Raw genomic sequence first — 17,900 nt, forward strand, 5'->3', positions numbered from 1 at the left:
GCCCCTCCCGTTCCCGTACGCGTACATGTACGCGCGCCCGCGCCGTGCCGTGCCGTGGGCCGACCCGCTACAGCTCGGGGCTTGTTGCTGTGGCTTGTTTACTACACACGGCAGGACGCGCACAGCGGGACGGCAGTTCCGCACCCGACGGAGGGGGCATTAGTCGGGGCCGGATGCGGGCCGGAGGCGGAGTCGATCTCGGGGCCGGTCGCGGGACCGGATGCGGGGCAGGTCGCGGGGTCAGTCGCGGGGCACGTACTCCAGCGCGCTGCCCATCTCAGGGCTGCCGTCCTCGTTCGGCTTGCCGAGGAATCCCCAGCCCACCTGGTGCACGCTCTCGTCCGGGTCCACCTGCACCAGCTCGGCCCATCGGCTCAGGGTGAGGGGACCCGTACGGGAGAAGATCGGGTCGATGACCAGGACGCCGTCGGTGGTGGTGACCGAGGCCGCCACATGGTGGTTCCACTGGTGCTCCGCGTGCAGCCGTCCGCCGGGCGGGGTGGCCCACTGCTTGGCGAGGTGGTGGCTGGCGAGCGTCGGGTCGGCATCGGCGATGGCGAGGCAGATGGCGTGCGCGCGGTACTCGCAGCCGTCCTGGCCGACCTCGCCGGTCACATTGGCGAACGCCTGCTGGAGCCGCGGCCACAGGGCCTCGACGGTCTCGGTGGTCGGCGGGCCCGCGTCGGGGAACGCCTCGGCGAGATAGTCGAGCTGGTCCTTGAGCCGGGCCAGATAGGAGGTCTTGACCTTGCCGTCCGGTTCCGCGCCGACCAGCCGGATGGCCTCGCGCAGCGATTCCGCCGACCGCATCGGGGCGAGACCGACCAGGAGGGTGAGGATCCTGTGCTTGCTCTCGGCGAGCTCGACGACGCTTTCGTCGGCACCCTGCTCGTCCATCCTCTCAAGGAGCCTGACCGTTTTGGACTGCTGTTCCCGCAGCCACCCCACGTTCTCCGGCGGGAACGGCTCCACGAGTTCCTCCTCCGAGGAGTACTCCTCGGCCTCGGACTCCTCCGATTCGGAATCCGACGATGCGGACTCCTCCGATGCGGACTCCTCCGATTCGCTGGACGACGACGTCGCGGCAAGCCGCTTCTCCTCGCCCTCCCTGCCCGGGGAATTCTCCCGCTTGCGCTTGTCGCCCGCCGCCTCCATGCGCTGGATCACGGCGGTGACGGCGGCGTTCCCCGCGCTCCGCTGCAAGGCAAGCAGACCGGTGGGCTCCGCCCCGGATCCCGTGATGGGTCCCGTCATGGATCCCGCGACGGGTCCCGGGACGGCGCGGTCCCGCGTACGGGCCTCGTCCTGTGTCTGTGCGGAGTCACGAGCCGAACGGCGCATCACTCACTCCCTTCCCCCGAACCCGCCGTACGACGGTGGCCTTCGCGTTCCGCCCGGCATCCTGACGGGCGGCCGGACCGGCCGTCGCCGCCCGGAAGGGCAGACCCGGGGGCAGTGCGGGGGGGGCAGTCCCGGGGAGGGAGCGGGCGGGCGTCAGCACGAGGGCCGGGGGGCCAGATCGGGGAAGAGCGACCGCCATTGGTCGGGGTCCACGGCGAGCGGGTGGGTCGCGCACATCCGCCGGTGGACCGCGTCGGTGTCGCGGTCCAGGAGGTAGGTGTACGACGTGCCGCGGGCGTTGTCTCTGTCCGGCTCCATCAGGAGGAACGGGCTGTTCGCGGGCAGGGTCACCCTCTTGGCCGTCGTCAGGGTCACCACCGCGGGCGTCACCCACCGGCCGTCCTGAGCGACGTCCCACATGCGCAAGGGGCTTGCGGTGAGCACCCGGGCCCGCTCCCCGGCGCCGCCTCCGTGGGACTCGACGCTCGTGATCCGGCGGTCGAAGCGCATGGTGTGCACCGGCTTCCCGGTGCGCGGGTCGAGGAGCCGTACGGTGCCGTCCGCGAGCGCGGTGGCGAGAAGGGTGCCGCCGTGGCCGTCGGTGACCGGGGTGTAGCCGCCGGGAGCGGCGGCGAGGGTACGGGCGATCCTGGGGCGGCGCGGGTCGGTGAGGTCCCAGACGTCCGCCCGGTCGCCGACGTGGTCGGTGATGAGGCTGCCGCTCGCGGGCAGGTAGGCCGCCGATCCGGCCGCGGCGTCCCGCAGCGGCCGGTCGAGCCGTACCGGCCGCGCGGGATCGGTCAGGTCCCAGAGCCGCAGGTCGTCGTGGGCGCCGTCGGGGTCGAGGGCCTCCGTGGTCGCCAGGACGCGCGGGCCCACGAAGAGCATCGTGGCGGACAGCGCGGCGGGCGCCGCCGTGACGGTGCCGCGCCGCAGCGGCCTGCGGGGGTCCCGTACGTCCCAGAGCTCCGCGCGGTCGCCGGGCGAGGCCGCGACGGCGAGGAGCGTGCCGTCGGGGGAGAAGGCGGTCTCCACGTCCTGTCCCCGCACCGGTATCTCGGGGCCGGGGACCGGGGGTCCCGCGCCGCCGAGGTCCCACATCCGGAAGGCGTGGTCCTGGCCGCCCCGCCACCGGTGGCCGAGCAGCAGGGGCCGGTCCCGGCCGGGCAGGAACGCCTTCGCCTCCCAGCCGGCCGGGGCGGTGAACCGCAGCCGGGGCGCGGTGCCCTTGCCGGTGTCGGCGGGCTTCAGGTCCCACACCCGGGACACCCGGCCGGTGGCGCCGCTGTCGGGCCGGTCCTCGCCGGTGACGACGTACCGGCCGTCGCGGCTGACCGCGCGGGTGCCGGGCGGCGGGGACTCCACGGTGCCGGGCAGCCCGAGCGCGGGTGCCTCGCCGGGCCACAGCCGCACGTTCCCGCCGACGTCGCCCACCGCGAGGTACCCGCCGTCGGGGCTGTAGGCCACCGCCCGCACCGGTTCACCGCCGGGCACAAGGCCGCGTTCGGCGGTGGAGGCGAGGAGTTCCGGATCCGCGCCGCCGCCGACCGCGCGAGTACGGCCACCGCCTCCGCTCGCGCTGGAGTCGGCGGCGGCGAGCAGCTCGCCGTCGGGGCGGAAGCTGAGCGACGGCAGCCCGTCGCCGTACGACCAGGTGTCGTCGAACGTGTCCGAGCCCTTGATCCGGTCGAGGCGTCCGTCGGCCCCGACCCGCCACCAGGCCATCGCGTTCCCGCCGCCGGTCGCGACCAGCAGCGGGCGGGCGGGGTGGAAGGCGACCGCCATGACGGAGGTGGCGGTGGCGGTGCTCCGGAGGGCGGGCGCGGTGAGGGTACGGACGTCCCAGATCCGCACCTGCGCGGGGGTGCCGCCACGGGCGGACGCGGCCCTGGCGGGGCGGTCCGCCGAACTGCCGTCGCCTCCACCGCCGTTGTCTCCATCACCGCTGCCCGAGATGCCGTTGCCGGTCGCCAGGAAGCGTCCGTCGTGGCTGAAGGAGACCGCGACGAGATCGGTTGCGGCGACCTGCCGGTCGACGAGTTCGCGCGGGGCCGTCGGGTCGGACACGTCCCAGAGCCGGAGCCGCCCGTCCGCGCTGCCGCCGGCCAGCGTGCGGCCGTCGGGCGAGAAGGCGAGCGCCCGCGCGGCACCACGGGACAGCGTCAGCCGTCCGACGCGGCGCGGCTTCGCGGGGTCGGCGGTGTTCCAGAGGGCGAGTTCGCCCTGGGTGAGGGTGGCGAGCAGCGGGTCGCGGGGGTGGAAGGCGATCGGCGCGGAGTCACGCACGTCCGACAGGACCGCGCCGGAGCGGGGGACGTTCGGCCGTGTGACGTCCCAGAGCTGGATCCGGCCACCGGCCTGGCTGGTGGCCAGGACCTTGCCGTCGGCCCGGTACGCGAGGGCGACGACCGCGCGCCGTACGTCGCCCGGCAGGTCGACCTGGGCCCGCGTGGTGTACGCGGCGTACAGGCTGGAGCGCGTCTCGCCGGTCTGCGCGGTGCGGTACGCGGCGAGGCTGAGCCGCAGCGCGGTCTGCGGGTCGTGCGGGCGCATCGTGTCGGCCTGGGCGGCCAGCCGGTTGGCGATGAGGACGGTCTCCCGGGCCTCGGCGTCCCGTTGGGAGGAGCGTGCGGCCACGGCGAAGGTCCCGGCGAGGACCGCGAGCACGGCGACCAGGGCGGTGACGACCGTACGGACGCGGCGTGCTGCGGTCTCGGCCCGCCCGCTGGCCCGCAGGAAGTCCTGCTCGACGGTACGCAGTCCCGCGCCGCCGCCGATGGCCTCACCGGCCAGCAGGGCCCGGGCGGCGGCGAGTTGGTCACCGCGATAGAGGCCGCTGTCGGGGCGGCCCGCCTCGTGCCACGTGTCGGCGGCGTCGCCGACCCGGCGTTGGAGCAGCAGGCGGAGCCGGTCCTCCCGGATCCAGTCACGCAGCCGTGGCCAGCCGTGGAGGAGCGAGTCGTGGCAGAGCTGGGCCTCGCCCCGGTCGAGCACGACGAGACGTGCGGCGACGAGGAGTTCGAGCAGGTCACGGTCGGTGAGGTGGGGGGAGGTCGGGGCCGGGGACGGGGATGGGGACGGGGCGGCGTCCGGGGCGGGGGTTGCGGCTGCGCGCAGGTCCGGGGACAGGGTCGGGGCCTGGGCCTGGGCCTGGGCCGAGGGCGGAATCAGGGCGGGGACGGGTAGTCGGCGGCGGGCCGCGCTTCCGTCGGCGTCGACGAGCGTCACCATGCGCAGCAGAAGAGCGCGCAGGCGGTCCCGCCCGGCGGGTTCGAGGGCGTCGTGGAGTGCGTCGGCGACCCGGGCCACCGAGCGCCGGATGCCGCCGGACGCCTCGTACCCGGTGAAGGTGAGCAGGGTGCCGCGCCGCCGGGTCCAGGTCTGCTGGAGGACGTGCGCCAGGAACGGCAGGGCCGCCGCGCCGCCCTCGCCCGCCGTCTCCTGCCGCAGTTCGCGCAGCATGTGCTCGGCGAGTCCCGTTTCGAGGCGCAGCCCGGCGTGTGCGGCGGGGCGCTCGATCGCGGTGCGCAGTTCGTCGTCGGTCATGGCCGTCACGGTGAACTGGCCGGTCCGTACGATCCGGGCGAGGCGGGGCTCCCGCAGGCACGGGCCGTAGAAGTCGGCGCGCAGGCCGAGCACGATACGGGGGCCGGTGGCCGGGTCGGCGCCCGCGAGCGCGCGGACGAACAGCTCGCGCTCCTCGGTGTCCGTGCAGGCGGTGAAGATCTCCTCCAGTTGGTCGACGATGAGGACGTCCGGCCGTCCTTCGCCGTCGAACCGGCCTGCGCCCAGCTCCCGTTCGACCTCGGCGAACGGCCGGTGGACCGCCGCCGCCCACTGCTCCACCAGAGCACGGAAGGGCCGCGCGCCCGGCCCCGGCACCAGCAACACCCGCCCCGTATCCCGCTCTTCGAGACCCGCCACGAGCCCGGCCCGCAGCAGCGACGACTTGCCCGCGCCGGACGCGCCCACCAGGACGACGGGCCCGCTCCCCCGCTCGGACCACACCCGGTCGAGCAGGCTGCGGGTCAACTCCTCCCGTCCGAAGAAGAGATGGCGCTGCTCGGGCAGGAAGGGACGCATTCCGGGGTACGGGCAGGGCCCGGTGTCGACGGGCGCGGCGGGTGCGTCGGGGTCGTCCGGTGGGGCGGGGTCGTCGGGTGCGGGGTCCGCGTATCCGGGGTTGCGGGTGACGACGAGGTCGGCGGCCCGGCCGACGCCGTCGGCGAAGGGGCGGGCGGGGCCGCCCTGGAAGCGCCGGTCGAGGATCCGGTAGAGGTCGAGCAGGGTGAGCCAGCGCGGCCCGCCCGGATCGCCCGCGGTCAGTACGCGGATCAACTCGCCCGAGAAGAGGGTGTGTTCCTGTCCGACTGGGGCGAACGAGGCCGCGTAGTGGGTGGCGGAGGCGAGCAGGAAACTGCCGTCGGGGCGGGCGGAGGCGTACGGATCGCGCGGGATCTCGCTCCGGGCGGCCTGGGCCCGGCCGGAGAAGCAGCAGTCGAGGACGACGACGGTGCGGGCCGCCGCGTCACCGAGCAGATGGCGGATCTCGGCGTACGGGACGGCGGTGACGGTGTCGTCGGCGGTCGCCGTGGCGGCGGTGGCCAGATACAGCTGTCGGCCGGGGCCGAGCAGCCCGTGCCCCACGAAGCAGAACAGGACGGCGCCGCCCTGGGCCCGGTCGACCGCGGCCCGCACGGCGGCGAGCACCTGTGTCGGTCCCTCGGGGTCGATGAGCTCGGTCACCCGCCCGGCCATGCCGCAGTGGTCGCGCAGCACCCGCGCGAGCTCGCGGGCGGAGCGGGCGGCGCTCGGCAGGTCGGCGAGCCGCGCAGCGGGTCCGGCCCCGGAACCGGCCCCGGCCCCGGATCCGCAGCCGTCCGCGCCCCCTTGCCGCCCGGTGCCGACGACGACGGCGTGACAGTCGGCCCCGGCGAGATCCCCCCACGCCCCGGCCATGGTTCAGCGGCCGTCCGGCGCGGTCGGCGCCGCGGGTCCGGCGGAATCGGTGGGCCCTGTGCGATCGGTGGGGTCGGTGGGACCGGCATCGCCCGGGTCGCCGGGGAGCTCCGGTGCAGGCGCCGGTCCTGGTACAGGCCCCGGTTCCGGTGCCGGAGCCGGTCCCGGAGCCGGCCGTGCGGGGCCCGCCTCCAGTGCCCGGGCGACCCGCTCCGCGACGTCGCCGCTGCTCTCGGGGGTGAGACCCCGTACCCCGTCCGAGGTCACGACGACCTGAGTGCCGTCGGGGCGGGTGATGGTCACGGTCTGGCTGCCGCGCCGGGTCTGCAGCCAGGCCACCACACCGGCCGCCAGGGTCACCGTGAGGCCGCCGGGTTCCAGGAGCAGCGCGACGAGTTCGCCGAGCCCGCCCATGGCACCCGGTTCGGGGACCGGCGTCGGAGCGCGGCCCACCCGGTCGCGGAGCGCGGGCTCACCGCGCAGCCACTCGCGCAGGTCGAGGGTTTCCGCACCCGTGTCCCGGCCGTCCGGGCCGCTGACCTCAAGGGTGATCCGCACGAGACCTCCGCACCGCCGTGTCGCCCTGCCCCTGCCCGTACCCCTGTCCGCCCCCCTGTCCGCACCCCTGCCGGATCCGGACGCGGCTCGGCCGCTTCGACGGGTTCGGTGGGACGACAGGGGCTCCCGAGGTTACGTCCCCAAGCACCCTTGTTCCAGGGGGATTTCGGCCTCGGTCGATCACGGGGACGTGGACCGATGGCCTCCGCCACAGGGCCGTACCGGCCACCGCCTACCGGCCGCCCACCGCTTCCGCCACGTCCGGCGCCGCCCCCGCGTCACGGGCCCCGGCGCGCTCCCGGCCCCACGCGGCCAGCGGCGCGAGGGCGGCGTTGAGGCGAGCGCCGTCCGGCGTCAGCGCGTACTCGACGCGCGGCGGCACCTCGTCGTACGAGACACGGTCGACGACGCCGTCCGCCTCCATCTCGCGCAGGTGCGAGGCGAGGACCTTCTCGGTGATGCCGGGCAGCAGTCGGCGCAGCTCGCCGAAGCGGCGGCACGGGTGCTCGTGGAGCGCCCAGAGGATCAGCACCTTCCATTTCCCGCCGATCACCTCCATCGCGGTGTCGATCCCGCAGACGTGTCCGTCCGGCGTGCCGGGCCGGTTGACCGTCGCCATGTTCCCCGCTCCCTCCCGGCGGTCCCGCCCGCCGTCCCGCAGGCCGGTGGGTGCACCCGTGCACCCCCGCTGACCTGCTCACTCACCCCAGGGTAACCGCCTACTCCGAAGTGCGTACTTGATCATCACGGAGCCTGCGGAGAGCCTGGTCGACATGACAACGACCCCTGGGGGACACACCCCCGAGAAGACCTCCGTCAGCCTCCTGGGCCTCGGCTCGATGGGTACCGCCCTTGCCCGTGCCTGGCTCGCCGCCGGCCATCCGCTCACCGTCTGGAACCGCACTCCGGCCCGCGCCACGGCGCTCACCGCCGAGGGGGCGCGGGTCGCGGACTCCGCCGCGGCGGCGGTCGCGGCGAACTCCCTGGTCGTCCTCTGCCTCCTGGACGACGCCTCGGTGGCCGAGGCACTCGCCGACGCCGACCTCACAGGCAAGGACCTGGTGAACCTGACCACGAGCACCCCTGCGGAGGCCCGGGCCCGGGCCGAATGGGCCCGCGAGCGCGGTGCCCGCTACCTGGACGGCGGGATCATGGCGGTCCCGCCCATGGTCGGGGTGCCGGAGGCCGGGGGTTACGTCTTCTACAGCGGCTCGCGCGCGCTGTTCGAGCGGCACCAAGCGGTTCTGGCCGTCCCGGTCGGCACGACGTACGTCGGAGCGGACCCCGGTTTCGCGGCGCTGCACGACGTGGCCCTGCTGAGCGCGATGTACGGGATGTTTGCCGGGGCGGCGCACGCCTTCGCGCTGATCCGCCAGGAGGACATCGACCCCACGGCGTTCGCCCCGCTGCTCGCCGACTGGCTGACGGCGATGGCCCCTTCGGTCCACCAGACCGCCGCACAGCTGCGCGACGGCGACTACACCCGGGGCACGGTGTCACCCCTCGCCATGCAGGTGGCTGGCACGCCGACCTTCCTGAGCACCGCCGAGGGGCAGGGCGTCAGCCCTGAACTGCTCACGCCCTACTTCGCGTTGATGCGACGCCGCCTTACCGAGGGCGGCAGCCCGGACGAGGACCTGACGGGGGTGATCGACCTGCTGGTGCGGCCCTGAGCGGAAATGCGATCGACAACTCCGCCGGTGAGGGCGTTGGCTGGCCGGCATGTCAGAACTGCGTACCGACCGTCTCCTGCTGCGCCGCTGGCAGGAGTCCGACCTCGAACCGTGGGCGGCGATGAACGCCGACCCCGAAGTCCGGGAACACCTGGGAGAATTGCTCACGCGGGAGCAGAGCGATGCCACGGTGGCACTCATGCGGGCCGCGTTCGACGAGCGCGGCTTCGGGTGGTGGGCGCTCGAAGCGCGGGAGACCGGTGAGTTCCTCGGCCGGGCCGGCCTGGACCGGGTGGACGAGGGGATGCCGTTCTCGGGGGTGGACATCGGGTGGCGGTTGAGGCGTGCGGCGTGGGGCCACGGTTATGCCACCGAAGCAGCCCTGGCCTGCCTGGCGTTCGGCTTCGAGACCCTCGGCCTCTCGGAGGTCGTCGCGTCGACGACCGTCGACAACGTCCGCTCCCAGGCGGTGATGCGCCGGATCGGCATGACCCGGGATCCGGCCGACGACTTCGAGGACCCGACCGTGCCCGAAGGGCCACTGCGCCGGTGCGTGCTGTACCGGGCGGCCGCTCACGCACCGACGCCGGGCGGGTCCTGCGGCTGAGCCCACGCGCCCGGAGACGGGAACCGGCCGGACAGCGTCCATCAGGGACCTTGGTCCCGGCGGTGCGGGGCGTTTCTCGCGGGGCAGGGCAGCGTCCACCGGGTGCGCAGCACCGCCTCCGCCCTCCCCAGCACCTCAGCCGAGGTCGAGGGCGTTGGGCAGGCCCAGGCGGTAGCGCAGCCGGTCGTGGCGCTTGAGGCCCTCCAGCTCCGGCGGCCGGAAGAGCGGCTGGACCGTGCAGCGGGCGGCGGTGGAACCGGTGCGGTCGAGCAGGGCGTTGACGGCCTGCCGGGCGGAGGCGTTGGCGCCCTCCATGGTGGCGAGGTCGATGTCGACGGCCACGTAGTCGCCCGCGAGGAAGAAGTTCGGGATCCTGGTGGCGGCCTTCGGCCGGTTGTGGAAGGTGCCGACCGGGTGGACGAGGAGCTGGTCCTCGTTGGTGGGGTTCGGCGTGCCGAGGCCGTCGACGCCCGGGTCGAGGAACCAGGAGTGCAGCGCGCCGTCCTTCAGGACGGTCCGCCCGGTGTCGTTGAACGCCGCCTTCAGCTGCGCCCACACCTCGCGGGCGACCTCGGTACGGGTGCACTGCTTGGCGGTCTTCCCGTACAGGATCCCGGGCCTGTCCCACTCCGAGATGTCCACCGACAGGCAGTCGACGACGGCGCCGTCCCCGTAGTCGGCGGCGAAGTCGCGGGCCGGCCAGTGCCGGGCCTGCTGAATGGCCGTCAGGGACCAGGGCGAGTCGATGCAGTTGGCGTGTCCGGCGAGCAGCGGGGCGCGTTCGGTGAGGTAGAACTGGATGCCCGTCATCCAGTCGGTCTCCAGCGCGTCGCAGCGCGCCAGTTGCGGGTCCGCGGCGCGCAGGGCGGCCGTCCAGGTGCGCCGGGCGTGCTCGACCGGCATCGCGGAGACGTAGTGGTCGGCGGTCACGGTACGCCGTACGCCCTGCGGGTCCTCGACGGCGACCGCGCCGATCCGCCCGGCCCCGGCGTCGTACGTCACCTCGCGCACGGTCCAGCCCACCTTGAACTCGACGCCGAGGGAGGCGAGATGGGTGACCCAGGGGTCGATCCACGCCTCGTTGGTGGGCAGGTTGAGGATCCGGTCAAGGGGCCCGTCGGCGCCCCGGCCCAGGGCGTTGAAGGCGAACGCCTCAAGCAGGGTGGCGACCGTGCGGGTGCTGGCCTCCTCGGCCTTGGTGGCGACGATGTTGCGGGTCAGGCCGACGGCGAGGATGCGCTGGTAGTCGTAGCTCATCCGCGCGGCCCGCAGGAACTCCCACCAGGGCGTCCGCTCCCAGGTGTCGTTGCGCCGCTCGTCGCAGCTGGTCAGGAAGACGAGGAAGCGGTCGACGAAGTACGCGGCCTCGTGGAGCGGGATGGAGCGGGCGGTGTCGAGCAGCCCGGCGAGGGCGGCGCGGATCTCGTCCAGGGTGAGCTCGGCCGGGCGGTGCCCCGGCCACGGCAGCGGGATGCGCAGGTCCTCGCGGCCGGTGCGGGCGAAGGACATCTCGGCGGGGGCGACCAGATTGCCCCAGACGCCGTCGGGGTTCCCGGGGAACGGGATGCGCCGCATGGTGTCGGGGAGGTTGTGGTAGATGCCCGGGATGAAGCGGAAGCCGTGCTCGGCCGGGAGGGCTCTTCTGCCGCCGCGCGCGCTGTCCGGCACGTCCATCGAGCGGGCCTTGCCGCCGAGCGCCCGGCGCTCGTAGACGGTGACGCGGAAGCCGCGTTCGGCCAGTTCATGCGCGGCGGTGAGGCCCGCGACCCCGCCGCCGAGCACGGCCACGGACGGCGCCTGCCGCGGTTCGGCCGCTTCGGCCGGTGCGGCGGCGAGCCCGACCGCCCCTACCGCGGCCGCCCCGGTCGCGGCGGCGGCGCCCGCCACGAAGGTGCGCCGTGAGCTGCCCGTACGGTCCATGCCTCAACCCCTTTACCGGCGGTAACCCGATCTCCGACGCAGGAGCATAGGGGTGGACCCCGACCCCTGGAAGGCGAGTGCGGGGCACCGTACGGGGATGGCGTGATCCGGACCCCGAACGGCGGCGACGCGGTGGTGGGCGTGCGGGGTGAGCGCGGTCGACCGGGCAGCGAGGCGGCCGGGCGGAGCCGCCCGGACCGGGCAGGGCCGGGGGCGCGAATGGCGCCCGTCGGAGTGGCTGGTTCCGTGAGGGCGGCGGGGTGGCCGGTACGGAGAGGGCGGGGGCGCGGGTGACGCGGAGGGGGCGCGGGTGGCGCGCGCTAGCTCTGACGCCCCGAGGCGCCGGCCGGACCGTCCGGCCCTCCCAGTCCGTCCGGCCCTCCCAGTCCGTCCGGCCCTCCCAGACCGGCCGGGTCGGCCGACCCGTCGGGGCGGAGCACCCGCCGTACCGCCGCGCGCAGCCACCGGTGCGCCCCGTCGGCGGTGTGCCGGGGATGCCAGGCCATCGCGATCGTCAGCGGGGGCAGCGGCACGGGTACGTCGAGCAGGCGCAGGCCCAGGGCGCGCGCGGCCTCGTCGAGCGGGGAGGCGGGTTCGCCCGGCCGGGCGGTGGGCACCAGGCAGACGACGTCGCCGACCGCGGCGAGCGCCATGGCCGCCAGGTGCCCCGGCAGGACCGCGCCGACGCGACGGCTGAGCCCCCGCTCCGCGAGGGCGGCGTCGAGCGGGCCGGTGAAGCGGCCCCGGCGGCTGACCGCCACATGGTCGGCGGCGGCGAGCCGGGCGGCGGTCAACGGCCCCTCGGTGAGCGGGTGTCCGGACCGGACCGCGGCCGCCATCCGTAGCGTGACCAGCTCCTCCACCCGCGTCTCCGGGTCGACGTGGTCGACCGCCCCGACCTCCAGATCGATCCGGCCCTCGCGCAGCGCCGGGCCCGCCTCCCACTCCTCCCCCAGCACCCGCAGGGTGACGCCCGGCGCCTGCCGCCGGGCGAGACCGAGCAGCCCGGGCGCGAGCGCCGCGCCGACCAGGTCGGTGGCCTGCACGGTGAAGGTGCGCCGCAGCGCGGCGAGATCGGTGCCGCCGCTCGGCGTGAGCAGCGCCGCGAGCCCGCGCACCACCGCGGCGGCCTCGTCACGCAGCGCCTCGGCGCGGGGCGTCGGGACCATCGCCTGCCCGGCCCGTACCAGCAACGGATCCTGGAGCACCCGGCGCAGCCGCGCCAGGGTACGGCTCATCGCGGCCGGTGAGGTGCGCAGCCGCTCGGCTGCCTTGGTGACGCTCTGTTCGGCGAGGAGGGCGTCGAGGGCGACGGCGAGGTTGGCGTCGAGACCGGAGTCGGGACGGGCGTGGTGTTCCGGGTTCGGGGCGGGGCTGAGGCTCGGGTTGGGGCTGAGGCTCGGGTTGGGGCTGAGGCTCGGGCCGGGGCTGGGGCTGTTCATGGGCTCCTCATCAGCGTCATTCCGATCCGGGCAAGGATCAGTTGCCGAAGTTCCCATTGTGGCAAAGGGGTTGGGGTTCGCACGATGGAGGTGCGCAATCGCCCGCCACGGACAGCACCGGGCGGGACCTGAGGCGTCCGGAACAGACGGAATCGGACCGGACGAGAGCGGAACACCAGAGTGGAACGGACCGCGAGGTTTTCATGATCGTCATCACCGCGCCCACCGGGAACATCGGGCGCTCCCTGCTTCCCCTCCTCATCGAAGCGGCACCCGCGCACGGCGAGTCGCTGCGCGTCGTCGTCCGCGATCCGGACCGGCTCCCGGACGACGTACGCGAACGGGTCGAGGTGGTCACCGGTTCGCACGGTGACCCGGCGACCGTCGACCGGGCGTTCGCCGGGGCCGACGCCGTGTTCTGGCTGGTGCCGCCGGACGGCTCGATGCCGCCGGTCGCCGCCTACCGCGGCTTCACCCGGCCGGCCGTACGGGCGTTCGCCGCGCACGGCGTCGGGCATGTCGTCGGCGTCTCGGCGCTCGGCCGCGGCACCCCGTACGCCGCGCGCGCCGGTCTGGTCACGGCCACGCTCGCCGTGGACGACCTGATCGCCGGATCCGGGGTCGCCTACCGCGCCCTGGCCTGCCCCTCCTTCTACGAGAACCTCCTGGACGAGGCCGACGCAATCCGCGAGCACGGCGTCTTCACCGACACGGCCGCCCCGGACCTGCGGGTACCCCGGGTGGCCGTCGCCGACATCGCCGCGACGGCGGCCCGGCTGCTCCTGGACCGCTCCTGGGGCGGGGTCGGCAGCGTGCCGGTGGTCGGCCCCGAGGAGCTGTCGCCGGAGGACCTGGCCCGGGTCATGACCGAGCGGTGCGGCCGCCCGGTGCGCTACCGGCGCCAGTCGCTCGACGAGCTGCGGGCCGAACTGCTCGGGTACGGCCTGGACCCGGCGTTCGTGGCGGCCATGGTCGAGATGAAGCACGCCAAGGACCACGGGCTCGACGCGGTGGCGCCCGGGACGACCCATTGCCCGCCGCCCACGGCCCCGGTCCCGTCATCCGTCCCGGTCCCGGGCACGACCTTCGCACGGTGGTGCACCACGACCCTCGCGCCCGCCGTCCTGCACCCCGCCCCGGAGGCCACCGATGTCCGCTGACCCGACCGAGCCGCCCGTCACCGCGTTCATGCTGGTCAAGACCTCGCCCGAGTGGCTGGCGATGACCGTGGCCGCACGCATCCACGCCTTCACCACCGAGATCGTCCCGGTGATCGAGGCCCGCACCCGAGGGGTCAGGTCCCGCTTCTACGACACGGAGTTCTACTCCGCGCGCGTCACCGACGTGTGGGTCTGGGAGGCCGACGACCACGCGGCCTACCGCCTGTTGATCGACGCGCTGCGTGAAACCCCCTTCTGGGACCGCTACTTCACCGTCGTCGACCTCCTGGTGGGCACGGAGAACGGCTACGCCCATACGTACGGGGTGGACCCGGTGGCGACGCTCGCCACCTGACGTCCGCGTCCCTAAGCGGTCTCCACGCGGCTCTCGACGCGACTCTCCACGCGGCTCTCCACCCGGCTCTCCGGGCGGAAGGTGCGCCGGTAGGTGTCCGGCGGGACGCCGACCGAGCGGTGGAAGTGACGGCGCAGGGTGGTGGCGGTGCCCATGCCTGCCGCCTCTGCGATGGTGTCGACCGTCGCGTCCGTGGTCTCCAGGAGTTCCTGGGCGCGGCGGATGCGCTGGGTGTGCAGCCACTGGAGCGGCGTGGTGCCGGTGAGGTGCTTGAAGTGGCGGGCGAGATGGCGTGAACTCATCCCGGCCCGGCGGGCCAGGTCCTCGACGCTCAGCGGCCGGTCGAGGCGCTGGAGCGCCCAGGGGAAGAGCGCGGCGAGGGGGTGGTCGCCCGGGGCGGGCAGCGGGGTGGCGATGAACTGGGCCTGGCCGCCGTCCCGGTGGGGTGGGATCACCAGGCGGCGGGCGATCTTGTTGGCGACGGCCGAGCCGTGGTCGAGCCGCACGAGGTGCAGGCACAGGTCCATGGCGGCGGCCTTGCCCGCCGAGGTGAGGACGTCCCCGTTGTCGACATAGAGGACGTCCGGGTCCACGGTGGCCTCGGGATTGCGGCGGGCCAGTTCCCGGGTGTGCGCCCAGTGGGTGGTCGCCCGCCGCCCGTCGAGCAGACCAGCGGCGCCGAGGACGAACGCGCCGGTGCACAGCGAGGCCACCCGGGCGCCCGCCGCGTGGGCCGCGCGCACCGCCTCCACCAGTTCGGCGGGCGGTTCCCGGTCGGTGTCGGCCCAGCCGGGCACGATCACGGTGTCGGCCCGGGCGAGGTGGTCGAGCCCGTGGTCGGGGTCGAGCCGGAACCGGCCGACGCGGACGGGTCCCGGTCCGCAGAGCGCGAAGTCGTACCAGGGGTCGACGAGGTGGGTCAGGTCCGAGCCGAAGAGCTCGACGGCGACCGACAGCTCGTAGTGGAGCATGCCGTCGGTGACGGCGAGCGCGACGGACGGCGCGACGGACGGCACAGCAGAGGGCACGGCAGAGGGCATGTCCGAAACTGTACGCCGCATGTCGTTTCCGACTCTCGTGCGGGGGTGGCGTTCCCGGCCAGGATGGTCCGTGTCGGGCCGCACAGGGCGCCTGACGTGGGCGTACGAGGGCACGGGAGCGTTTCTCATGGCGGTGGACGGGTCGATGGGACCGGGACGGACGACGGCGACGGCGACAGCGACAGCGACAGCGACAGCAGCGGAATCGGCGGAATCGGCGGCGCCGGTCGCGGTGGAGGTGGCGGTGTTCGGGGCGTACGGGCACACCGGGCGGTTCGTGGTCGCGGAGCTGGTCGCGCGCGGCTTCCGGCCCGTCCTGTCCGGCCGCGACGCGAGCGCGCTGGCCGAGTTGGCCGGTGCCACCGGCCTGGCGGCCCGTACCGCCTCCGTCGACGACCCGAACTCGCTCGACCGCGCGCTGGCGGGCACGGCGGCGGTGATCAACTGCGCCGGTCCGTTCGCGGCGACCACCGGTCCGTTGATCGAGGCGGCGCTCCGCGCCGGGATCCCCTACCTGGACGTGGCCGCCGAGATCGAGGCCAACCTCGACACCTTCGCGCACTTCGCGGAGCGGGCCCGGGACGCGGGGGCACTCGTCGTCCCGGCCATGGCCTTCTTCGGCGGCCTGGGCGATCTCCTGGTCACGGCGGCGATGAGCGACTGGACCGGGGCGGACGAGGCCCACATCGCGTACGGGCTCAGCCACTGGCACCCCACCGCCGGCACCCGGCTCTCCGGCGCGGTCTCGCGCGAGCGGCGCGGCGACCACCGGCTGCGCTTCCGCGGCGGCCGGTGGGAGCGCCGTACCGACGCGGCGCCCACCCTGGAGTGGGCGTTCCCGGAGCCGCTGGGGCGCAGGCCGGTGATCGGGGAGTTCACGATGGCCGACGTGGTGACGGTCCCGCAGCATCTGGCGATCCCCGATGTGACCACGTACATGACCAGTGGGGCGGCCCGTGACGTCGTCTCTCCGGACACGCCCGCGCCGACCGCCGCCGGGAGCACCGATGCCACCCACGGCCGGTCGGACCAGACCTTCGTGGTCGATGTGGTCGTCCGCTCCGGCGGCGAGGAGCGCCGTGCCACGGCCCACGGCCAGGACATCTACGCGGTGACCGCGCCGCTCGTGGTGGAGGCCCTCGCCCGCGTCCTCGACGGCCGCACCCGCGCGGTCGGCGTCACCCCGGCGGGCGCCCTGTTCGACGCCCCGGACTTCCTGCGCGCCCTCGCCCCGCACGTCACGACCGATCTCGCCCCGGCCGACCCGGCCGCTGGCCCCCGGCCCCGCCCCTGAAGCGCGCACCCGGCCCCCGGCCGGCGGCGCCCGCCGCGCGGGCGGGGCGGGGCTCCCATAGGGTCGCGGTGCCGGTGCGACAGCGGTCCGGTGCGGCGCGGGAAGGCCCCACGCGGATGCCCCTGGGAGGGCCCATGTCAGGACAGTTCGAGGCGACGGTCGTGATCGACCGGCCGGTCGACGCCGTGTTCGCCTATCTCTCCGACGGCCGCCACGATCCCGAGTTCAGCCCCCGGGTCCTGGAGATCACCCGCGATCCGGCCACCGCGACCGCCGTCGGCACGGTCTTCCGGAGCACGGTCAAGGATGCCGGGATGAAGACGTCGCGGGAGATCCGGATCACCGCGCTCGACGCGCCGACGAAGCTCCGCTGGACCGAGGTCTCCAAGAACAGCGTGACGTCGCGCGAGGGCGGCTACGACCTGGAGGCGCTGCCCGACGGGACGACCCGGGTCCGGATCTTCAACGAGCTGGAGGGCCACGGCGTGGGGAAGCTCCTGGTCGGCCTGGCTCTGAGCGCCGCCCGCAAGGACGCCGGTGCCTTCGGCGCCCGGATCAAGGCGGCGGCGGAGGCGGGCATCGCGCCCGCCTGAGCCGAACTCGCGGGTGGTGTGCGGACATTGGGCGGCTTCGCGGGACCTCGACACGCCGTGCCGCGCGGCCCGATCAGGGCAGCGCGCGCCGGTTAGGCTGCGCCGATGGATCACTCAGACGGACCACACCACTCGGACCGCACGGATCACCCGGACCGCACGGATCAGCCGGACCGCACGGACGGCGCCTCCGCCATACCGGTCACCGCGAACGACTACGACCGGTTCGCCGTGGCGTACACCGAGGAGAACGAGAACAACCTCATCAACGCCCACTACGAGCGCCCCGCGATGCTCGCACTCGCCGGGGAGGTGACCGGCCGCCGGATCCTGGACGCGGGCTGCGGCGCGGGGGCGCTCACCGCCGCCCTGCTCGGCCGGGGCGCCGCCGTCACCGGCATCGACTCCAGCGCCGGGATGCTGGCCCTGGCCGGGGAGCGCCTCGGAGCCGGGGCGTCTCTCCAGGTGGGCGACCTGCGCGAGCCGCTGCCCTTCGAGGACGCTTCGTTCGACGACGTCCTCGCGTCGCTGGTCCTGCACTACCTGGAGGACTGGGGGCCGACGCTCGCCGAGTTCCGGCGTGTGCTGCGGCCCGGCGGCTGGCTGATCGTCTCGGTGGACCACCCCTTCGTGGCGTACGCGATCCAGGACCCTCGCCCCGACTACTTCGCGACCACCAGCTACGAGTTCGACTGGTGGCTCGGCGGCCGGTCGACGCCGATGAGGTTCTGGCGCAAGCCCCTGCACGCGATGATCGACGCGTTCAACGCCGCGGGCTTCCGGATCGTCACCCTGAGCGAGCCGCAACCCGACCCGGCGGCAAGGGAGTTGTTCCCGGACGGCTTCCGTGATCTGTCGACGAAGGTCTGCTTCCTGTTCTTCGTCGTCGAGGTCCCGCAGCCGTAGGCGAGGAAGCCGCCCGTGGTCGGCCGAGTCGGTTCGAGTACCTGAACCGACC

14 protein-coding genes are annotated in these 17,900 nt (G+C 74.5%); 7 read left to right on the forward strand and 7 right to left on the reverse strand.

Going from position 1 to position 17,900, the window contains the following annotated elements:
* Positions 1-240: 240 nt before the first annotated feature.
* The 4 genes from ACIPXM_RS14775 to ACIPXM_RS14790 form a co-directional block, all read right to left on the reverse strand.
* Entirely contained in the window at positions 241-1,254 is a 1,014-nt protein-coding gene (locus ACIPXM_RS14775; protein ID WP_401655267.1) for a protein-glutamine glutaminase family protein, read from the reverse strand.
* Between the two features lie 240 nt (positions 1,255-1,494).
* Positions 1,495-6,300 carry a hypothetical protein gene (locus ACIPXM_RS14780; RefSeq protein ID WP_401655268.1) on the reverse strand — a complete coding sequence of 1,602 codons (4,806 nt, stop codon included), beginning with the start codon at positions 6,298-6,300 and terminating at the stop codon, positions 1,495-1,497.
* A gap of 3 nt (positions 6,301-6,303) precedes the next feature.
* On the reverse strand, positions 6,304-6,858 hold the full coding sequence (locus ACIPXM_RS14785; RefSeq protein WP_401655269.1) for a hypothetical protein: 555 nt from the start codon (positions 6,856-6,858) through the stop codon (positions 6,304-6,306).
* Between the two features lie 232 nt (positions 6,859-7,090).
* The gene (locus tag ACIPXM_RS14790) at positions 7,091-7,477 is read right to left on the reverse strand and encodes a winged helix-turn-helix transcriptional regulator (RefSeq protein WP_401655270.1); all 387 of its coding nucleotides are present in this window, start codon (positions 7,475-7,477) and stop codon (positions 7,091-7,093) included.
* Between the two features lie 154 nt (positions 7,478-7,631).
* On the opposite strand from ACIPXM_RS14790, the gene ACIPXM_RS14795 reads away from it, so the two are divergent.
* Together ACIPXM_RS14795 and ACIPXM_RS14800 are read left to right on the forward strand one after the other, a co-directional pair.
* Positions 7,632-8,531, forward strand: coding sequence for an NAD(P)-dependent oxidoreductase (locus ACIPXM_RS14795; RefSeq protein ID WP_401655271.1), 900 nt, complete (start codon positions 7,632-7,634; stop codon positions 8,529-8,531).
* Between the two features lie 49 nt (positions 8,532-8,580).
* Entirely contained in the window at positions 8,581-9,138 is a 558-nt protein-coding gene (locus ACIPXM_RS14800; RefSeq protein ID WP_401655272.1) for a GNAT family N-acetyltransferase, read from the forward strand.
* Positions 9,139-9,273: 135 nt separating this feature from the next.
* Here the strand turns inward: ACIPXM_RS14800 and ACIPXM_RS14805 are convergent, their stop codons facing one another.
* Positions 9,274-11,058: an FAD-dependent oxidoreductase gene (locus ACIPXM_RS14805; RefSeq protein ID WP_401655273.1), complete on the reverse strand. Its 1,785-nt coding sequence runs from the start codon at positions 11,056-11,058 to the stop codon at positions 9,274-9,276.
* Positions 11,059-11,378: 320 nt separating this feature from the next.
* Positions 11,379-12,500 carry a LysR family transcriptional regulator gene (locus ACIPXM_RS14810; RefSeq protein ID WP_401655274.1) on the reverse strand — a complete coding sequence of 374 codons (1,122 nt, stop codon included), beginning with the start codon at positions 12,498-12,500 and terminating at the stop codon, positions 11,379-11,381.
* A gap of 203 nt (positions 12,501-12,703) precedes the next feature.
* Between ACIPXM_RS14810 and ACIPXM_RS14815 the strand changes: the two genes are divergently transcribed.
* Entirely contained in the window at positions 12,704-13,660 is a 957-nt protein-coding gene (locus ACIPXM_RS14815) for an NAD(P)H-binding protein (protein WP_401655275.1), read from the forward strand.
* Positions 13,650-14,015 carry a darcynin family protein gene (locus ACIPXM_RS14820; RefSeq protein WP_401655276.1) on the forward strand — a complete coding sequence of 122 codons (366 nt, stop codon included), beginning with the start codon at positions 13,650-13,652 and terminating at the stop codon, positions 14,013-14,015. Before ACIPXM_RS14815 ends, ACIPXM_RS14820 begins: the two co-directional genes overlap by 11 nt.
* Before the next feature lie 11 nt (positions 14,016-14,026).
* Here ACIPXM_RS14820 and ACIPXM_RS14825 read toward each other — a convergent pair whose 3' ends face one another.
* Positions 14,027-15,055, reverse strand: coding sequence for a helix-turn-helix domain-containing protein (locus ACIPXM_RS14825; RefSeq protein ID WP_401655277.1), 1,029 nt, complete (start codon positions 15,053-15,055; stop codon positions 14,027-14,029).
* Positions 15,056-15,299: 244 nt separating this feature from the next.
* Here ACIPXM_RS14825 and ACIPXM_RS14830 point away from each other — a divergent pair, with 244 nt between their 5' ends.
* The 3 genes from ACIPXM_RS14830 (at position 15,300) to ACIPXM_RS14840 (ending at position 17,848) form a co-directional block, all read left to right on the forward strand.
* Entirely contained in the window at positions 15,300-16,349 is a 1,050-nt protein-coding gene (locus tag ACIPXM_RS14830; RefSeq protein ID WP_401655550.1) for a saccharopine dehydrogenase family protein, read from the forward strand.
* Between the two features lie 134 nt (positions 16,350-16,483).
* Entirely contained in the window at positions 16,484-16,942 is a 459-nt protein-coding gene (locus ACIPXM_RS14835; RefSeq protein WP_401655278.1) for an SRPBCC family protein, read from the forward strand.
* A gap of 105 nt (positions 16,943-17,047) precedes the next feature.
* Positions 17,048-17,848: a class I SAM-dependent methyltransferase gene (locus ACIPXM_RS14840; protein ID WP_401655279.1), complete on the forward strand. Its 801-nt coding sequence runs from the start codon at positions 17,048-17,050 to the stop codon at positions 17,846-17,848.
* The last annotated feature ends 52 nt before the right edge of the window (positions 17,849-17,900 follow it).

It is taken from the genome of Streptomyces sp. NPDC090025, assembly GCF_044748125.1.
Lineage (GTDB): Bacteria > Actinomycetota > Actinomycetes > Streptomycetales > Streptomycetaceae > Streptomyces.